Annotated in this window: 4 protein-coding genes; 1 reads left to right on the forward strand and 3 read right to left on the reverse strand. The window is 76.0% G+C overall.

The window, feature by feature from the left end:
• Positions 1–350 precede the first annotated feature (350 nt).
• Positions 351–977 (forward strand): phosphatase PAP2 family protein, encoded by a 627-nt coding sequence (locus E1211_RS30175; protein ID WP_243709770.1) that lies wholly within the window; start codon positions 351–353, stop codon positions 975–977.
• Positions 978–1,039: 62 nt separating this feature from the next.
• Here E1211_RS30175 and E1211_RS30180 read toward each other — a convergent pair whose 3' ends face one another.
• The 3 genes from E1211_RS30180 to E1211_RS30190 all read right to left on the reverse strand — a co-directional run bounded on the left by E1211_RS30180 (position 1,040) and on the right by E1211_RS30190 (position 5,760).
• Entirely contained in the window at positions 1,040–2,257 is a 1,218-nt protein-coding gene (locus E1211_RS30180) for a hypothetical protein (RefSeq protein ID WP_132353325.1), read from the reverse strand.
• 58 nt (positions 2,258–2,315) lie between these two features.
• Entirely contained in the window at positions 2,316–3,995 is a 1,680-nt protein-coding gene (locus tag E1211_RS30185) for a GTPase (protein WP_132353327.1), read from the reverse strand.
• Between the two features lie 73 nt (positions 3,996–4,068).
• On the reverse strand, positions 4,069–5,760 hold the full coding sequence (locus tag E1211_RS30190) for a GTPase domain-containing protein (protein WP_243709771.1): 1,692 nt from the start codon (positions 5,758–5,760) through the stop codon (positions 4,069–4,071).
• Between the last annotated feature and the right edge of the window lie 47 nt (positions 5,761–5,807).

The raw sequence follows: 5,807 nt of genomic DNA on the forward strand, positions 1-5,807 counted from the left end.
CGCCAGCCCGTCGCCGTCCGGATCGACCTCCGGACCACCCTCCGAGCCCACCTCGCTGCCCACCGAGGGCCCGGACGAGTCCCCGTCCCCGGACGACCCGACGCCCCCGGACCACCTGCCCGACCCGGCGGACTCGCCGACCATGACCGTGCATCCGCGGCCGTCCGTCGGCACCCGCCCCAGCCCGCTCCTCGGCCCGCGCTCCGTCGGTCACGTCCCGTCCCTCGTGGCCGGCCCCGTCATCCCGTCGTCCCGGGAACCGGTTAGGGAATGCCCCCGCCCCTCCGCCTCGATACGGTGACGGTCAGGAGCGGCCGGACCGCCCGGACGAGGTACTTCGAGGAGACAGCGTGGGCGGCGGTGCGCGACCCGGTGAGGCCCCTGCGCCCCGGTCCGGTCCGGCGCTGCGGCTGGCCCGGCTCGTCACGGAGCTGACCGCGCCCGCGGTGCTGACCCCGGTGCTGATGATCGCCGTCGGCTGGCACAGCGCCCAGGGCGGCGCGGCCGGGCTCGGGTGGGCCCTGCTCGCCGTCGTCTTCGTCAGCGGCATCCCGTTCGCGTACATCGTCGGCGGCGTACGTCGAGGGCGGCTCACCGATCACCACGTGGGGCAGCGGGAACAGCGCCGCATCCCGCTGCTCGTCGGTCTCTGCTCGGTAGTCGTCGGGCTCGTCCTGCTGGTCGGGCTCGGCGCGCCGCGGCCCGTGGTGGCGCTCGCGGTGGCCGGAGCGATCGGCCTGGTGGTGGCGGTGACCGTGAGCCACTGGTGGAAGATGTCGATCCACTCGGCGGTCGCCGCCGGCACCGTGGTGATCCTGGTCCTCACCTTCGGCGCCCGGCTGCTGCTCACCGCGCCGCTGCTGGCCCTGGTCGGCTGGTCCCGGGTGCGGCTGCGGGATCACACCGTGCCGCAGGTGGTCGTCGGTGGGCTGGTGGGCGGCCTGGTGGCCGGAGCGGTCTTCGCCGTCCTGCGCTGAGGGCGGGCGGCCCCGGCCGAAGACGCCCTCGTGGGTGCCGCGACCGTGGCGCGCCGGCCGGCTCAGTCGAGGTCGGTGAGGCGGTGCCGGTTCGCCTCGATCCACGTGTTCAGCGCCTCCGGATCGTCCGGGTCCACGCCGTCGGCCATCAACTCGGCCACCGCCGCGGTGGCCGGGCTGCGCCGCTCGCCGGTGCTGTAGAGGCGGGCGAACTCGGGCACCATCTCCTCGATCGCCGCGTCGGTCTGCGTCGCCGCGACGGCCGGCAGCTCGCGCCGGCGGGCGGCGTACGCGGCCCAGGCGCGCAGCACCCGGGGCAGCATCGCCGCGTCGTCCATGTCCAGCACGGCCCGCCGGTGCACCCAGTCGAGCAGGAACAGGCCCGCGACCGCCGGGCTCCACCGCAGCGGATCGGCGTCCGGGAAGCTCTCCGCGTGATCCAGCAGCAGGCCGAGGCAGAAGTGCAGCGAGGCCAGCTCGGGACCGTCGATGGCGTCCAGTCCGGCCTGGGCGGCCTCCGGGGAGGCGAGGAAGCGTCGGAGCAGATCGGTCCGGTCGGCGGTGGAGAGCGGCTCCGTCCCACGGGCCGCCGGCACCGGCTGGGTGGGCAGCACCGCGAGCCGCGCGCCGGCCAGCGCCCGGTCGGTGGCGAGGGCGCCCGCGCTCGGCAGTTCGCTGAGGTCGTCGGTGATCGTGAGGTGGCGGACCACCTCGCCGCGCATCCGGGCCGGATCCTCCTCCCGGAACCAGGTCAGCTCGTCGGCCGCGCACATCTGCCGGACCTGCTCCAGGATCTGGCCGGCCGGCCCGCCGACGAAGACGTCCTTCGTGATGCCGATGTTGTGGTCGACAAGCGCCACCAGCGCGTGCTCCGGGCCTCCGGCGGCGTCGTCGTACGCGAAGGTGGCCAGGTAGGAGGTCTGGTCGCCGTAGACGTCGCCGTACGCCCAGCTGCCGGTGAGGTGCACCCGGCCGAGCTGGTCGGACCAGGCCGGTGCCTGGCTGCCCGGTCGGACCCGCTCGGCGCCGTCGGCGTCGGGCACCAGGGCGGCGAAGACGGAACGGATGGTGGTGGCGGCGGCGGTGCGCCGGCGGGCGGTGGCGGCGAGGAAACCGGTGACGAACTCCCGGATGGCGGCGTTGCGGTCGCTCTCCGCGATGGCGTAGACGCTGCCGAGCAGCGCCGCGCCGAGCATCTCGGCGTCCAGGGCGCTGTCCAGCCGGGTCACGTCGCGCGCGGCGTGCAGGACTGCGTCGTACGGGGTCCGGGGAGGGGCCATGCATCCGACCCTACGCCCGTCCGGGGGTACCGGGCAGCGGTAGCGACAGCGGGACGGCTCAGTGCCGGACGGCGTCCCGGAGGGCCTCGCGCGCCACGCCGTAGTCGGCGAGGACGGCTCGGACCGGGGTCAGCACGTACTCGTCGCCGACCACGGCCACGGCGGCGGTGAGTCGCTGTTCCGCCCGGCGGCGGGCCCGCCCGGCCGCCCACCGGACGATCGGCCGGGTGAGCGCCGAGAGCAGCAGGCCGGCGAGCAGACCGCCGAGCAGCAGCAGGGTCGGCAGCGGCACCACGCCCACCATCGGGTGCTCCGGGTCGGGCAGCCCGAGCGCGCGCAGCACGTAGCCGAACACCAGCCAGCCCAGCCCGCCCAGCGCCGCCAGCGTCACCAGCCACTGCCCGACTCCGACGAACCGCCACCAGAGGGGCCGGCGCGCCAGGCCGAGGTCGGTGGCGGCGACCGCCCGGTCCAGCGCGTCCGGCAGGTCGGCGAGGCGGGACCGGGCCGCCTCCGTCACCGCGGTCGGCCAGCCGGCGGGCAGTTCGGCCGCGGCACGGTCGGCCACCGCCCGGATCGCGAGCCCGAGCGCGGACCGCTGCGCGGCGGTCGGGTCCGGCACCGAGGTCGCGCCCACCAGGCTCTCCGCCGGATCGGCGACCTCGCCCGGCAGGTGCAGCCGGCGCAGCGGGTCGGGCCGCAGCCGCCGCCACCCACGGACCAGCGGCCACCCGGTGCTCGCGACCGCCCGATGCCGGTACGCCTCCCGTACCGCCTCCGTCACCGCGGGCACGCCGGCCGTACCCGCCAGCGCCCGGGTCAGCTCGCCGGCCGTGGCCTCGTCCGGGCCGCCGGCCGGGTGGTCCGAGCCGACCAGCTCGTCCAGCCCCGCGACGACGGTCTCCACGTCCCCGGCGAGGCGACGCAGCACCGCCTGCCGCTCGGCGACGGTCCGCTCCAGCGCCGCCCGCAGCTCGACGATGCCGTCCGGGTCGGTCGCGTTGGTGGCGAGCACTGGCACGCCGTCCAACCCGTCCTCGTCGAGCAGCCGGCGCAGGTCGGCCAGGACCCGGGGCAGTTCGGCCGGGGGGAGCCGGTCTGCCTGGTTGAGCACGACCAGCGTGACGTCGCGGTGCCGGTGGAACTCGCCCAGGTAGCTCGTGTGGATCACCCGGTCGGCGTACTTCTGCGGGTCGACCACCCAGACCACCAGGTCGACCAGGCCGAGCAGGCGGTCCACCTCCAACCGGTGGGACCACTGCACCGAGTCGAAGTCGGGCAGGTCCAGCAGGACCAGGCCGTGCAGCGCCGCCTCGTCGTCGGCGTCCAGGGCGCTCTCCCGTACGAACCGGTGCCGGGGCAGCACACCTATCCAGTCGAGCAGTCGGCCCGCGCCCTCCTGCGGGCCCCAGACGCAGGCGTGTGCGACCCCGGTCGTCGGGCGGCGTACCCCGACCGGGGAGAGGTCCAGTCGGGCCAGCGCGTTGAAGAGGCTGGACTTGCCGCTGCCGGTGGCGCCGGCCAGGGCGACCACGGTGTGGTCGCGGGAGAGCGCCAGGCGGGTGCCGGCCCGCTCGACCAGCGTGTGCGCGGGGACGAGCCGGTTGTCCGGCAGGTGCCCGTCCGCCGCGGCGAGGAAGCGGCGCACCGCGTCCAGGCGAGCGAGCAGCACGTCGGGGTCGACCCGCTGGTCGCCGCCGCGGAACGCCTCGCGTATCCGGCCCACCACGTTGCTCACCGCCTGGACCTTCCGCTCGTGACCGCGGGTTTCGCGGTCCGCCGTCCGGCGTCGGCCGTGCTGCCCCTCGTGCTCACCGGGTCGGCCCTCCGGTGGTCAGCCCGCTGCGCCGTCGTGCGGTCTCCACCTGGTCCGCGGCGTCGTGCAGCGCGCCCACGACCTCCGCGTCGAGCCGGGCCGCCGCGCTCCGGGCAAGGTAGCGCCCGGCCTCGTCGTCCAGCAGGGCCCGCACCCGCTCCAGCAGGTCGGTCCGGGCCTTGGCGGCGAGCGTACGCACCGCCTGGTCGCCGAAGATCGCCTGGAGTACGGCCTGCGCGGCGACGGTGGTGCCCGCGCCGGTGGCGACCTCCAGGCCGGTCGGGATGAACGCGGTCGAGGCGAAGACGGCGATCATCACGGCGAGACCGGTGGCGTTCACCGCGTACGCGGCGGTGCGGGCCATGAAACGCTTGTCGCCGCCCTGCGTCCGGACGAGTTCCAACACCCCGCGCTGCCATTCCCGGACCAGCCGTTCGGCCCGTTCGGGCAGGTCCTCGGCCGGCCGGGCGAGGGAGCTGTCGAGCAGCTCCGCCCCGGCCGGATGCGCCTTCCAGCCGGCGTACGCCTGCTCGGCCGCCTCGGCGGCCACCCCGCGCAGCAGCGTGACCAGCTGGGACTCGATGGCGCTGCGCAGCCCGGCGGCGGGTGCCGGGCGGCCGGTGAGCGCGGCGACCATCCGGTCGCGCAGCCGCCCGATCCGGGCCTCCAGGGTGCGGAAGAACTCGCCGGTGCCGACGAACTCCTGCCAGCGGGCGAGCACCTCGCCGCGGAGCAGGCGGCCGTCGCTCAACCCCTGCTCGACCGTGCGGTGCCCGCCCCGGTACGCGGCCAGTACCCGCTCGTCGAGCGCGTCGACGGCGGTGAGCTGCTCGGCGGCCGCGTCGGCGAGCCCCTCGACGGTCGGGTGCAGCGCGGCCAGCGCTCCGTCCAGGGTCTGCCGGACGACGGCCGCCCGCGCGTTGGCGTCGGCCGCCAGCCGGGTGAACCAGTCGGCCAGCGGGCCGGTGATCCGCTCGGGGAGGAGCCCCTGACCGTCGACCCGGGTCTCCGGGAGCACGAAGAGCGGGGCCTGGCCGAGCCCCTGCTCGGCCAGCATCTCGCCGAGGTGGGCGGAGATCTCGTCGATCGCCTCCGGGGGAACCCGGTCCAGCACCATGGCGATCACCGTGCCCCGGGCGCGGGCGCCGCGCAGCAGCTCCCACGGAACGGCGTCGGCGTAGCGGGCCGCGGTGGTGACGAAGAGCCAGAGGTCGGCGGCGGCGAGCAGTTGGCCGGCGAGCGCCCGGTTGGCGTCGACCACCGAGTCGATGTCCGGCGCGTCGAGGAGCGCGAGCCCGGACGGGAGGGCGGGCGCGGTGACGATCTGGAGGGTCCGCGGGTCCTCGCTCGGCTCGTTGGTACGGGTGAGGCCGGGCAGCAGCTCCCCCTGCCGGAACCACGAGGTGTCCGGCGGGCTGCAGACGAGAACGGGGGAACGGGTGGTCGGTCGGAGCACGCCGGCGGCGCTCACTCGCGCCTTGACCAGGCTGTTGACCAGCGTCGACTTGCCGGCGCCGGTGGAGCCGCCGACCACCACGAGCAGGGGGGCGTCGAGTCGCGAGAGCCGGGGGAGCAGATAGTCGTCGAGCTGGTCGGTGAGCGCCTCGGCGGCCCGCCGGGCCGGCTCGGCCGACGGCAGGGCCAGCGGGAACCGGGCTGCCTCGATCGCGGCCCGGAGGGCCTCCAGGGCGGCGGGGAGGCTCTCCCCGCCGGTCTGTCTCTTATAGACAACTT

The organism is Micromonospora sp. 15K316 (assembly GCF_004348525.1).
Taxonomy (GTDB): Bacteria; Actinomycetota; Actinomycetes; order Mycobacteriales; family Micromonosporaceae; genus Micromonospora.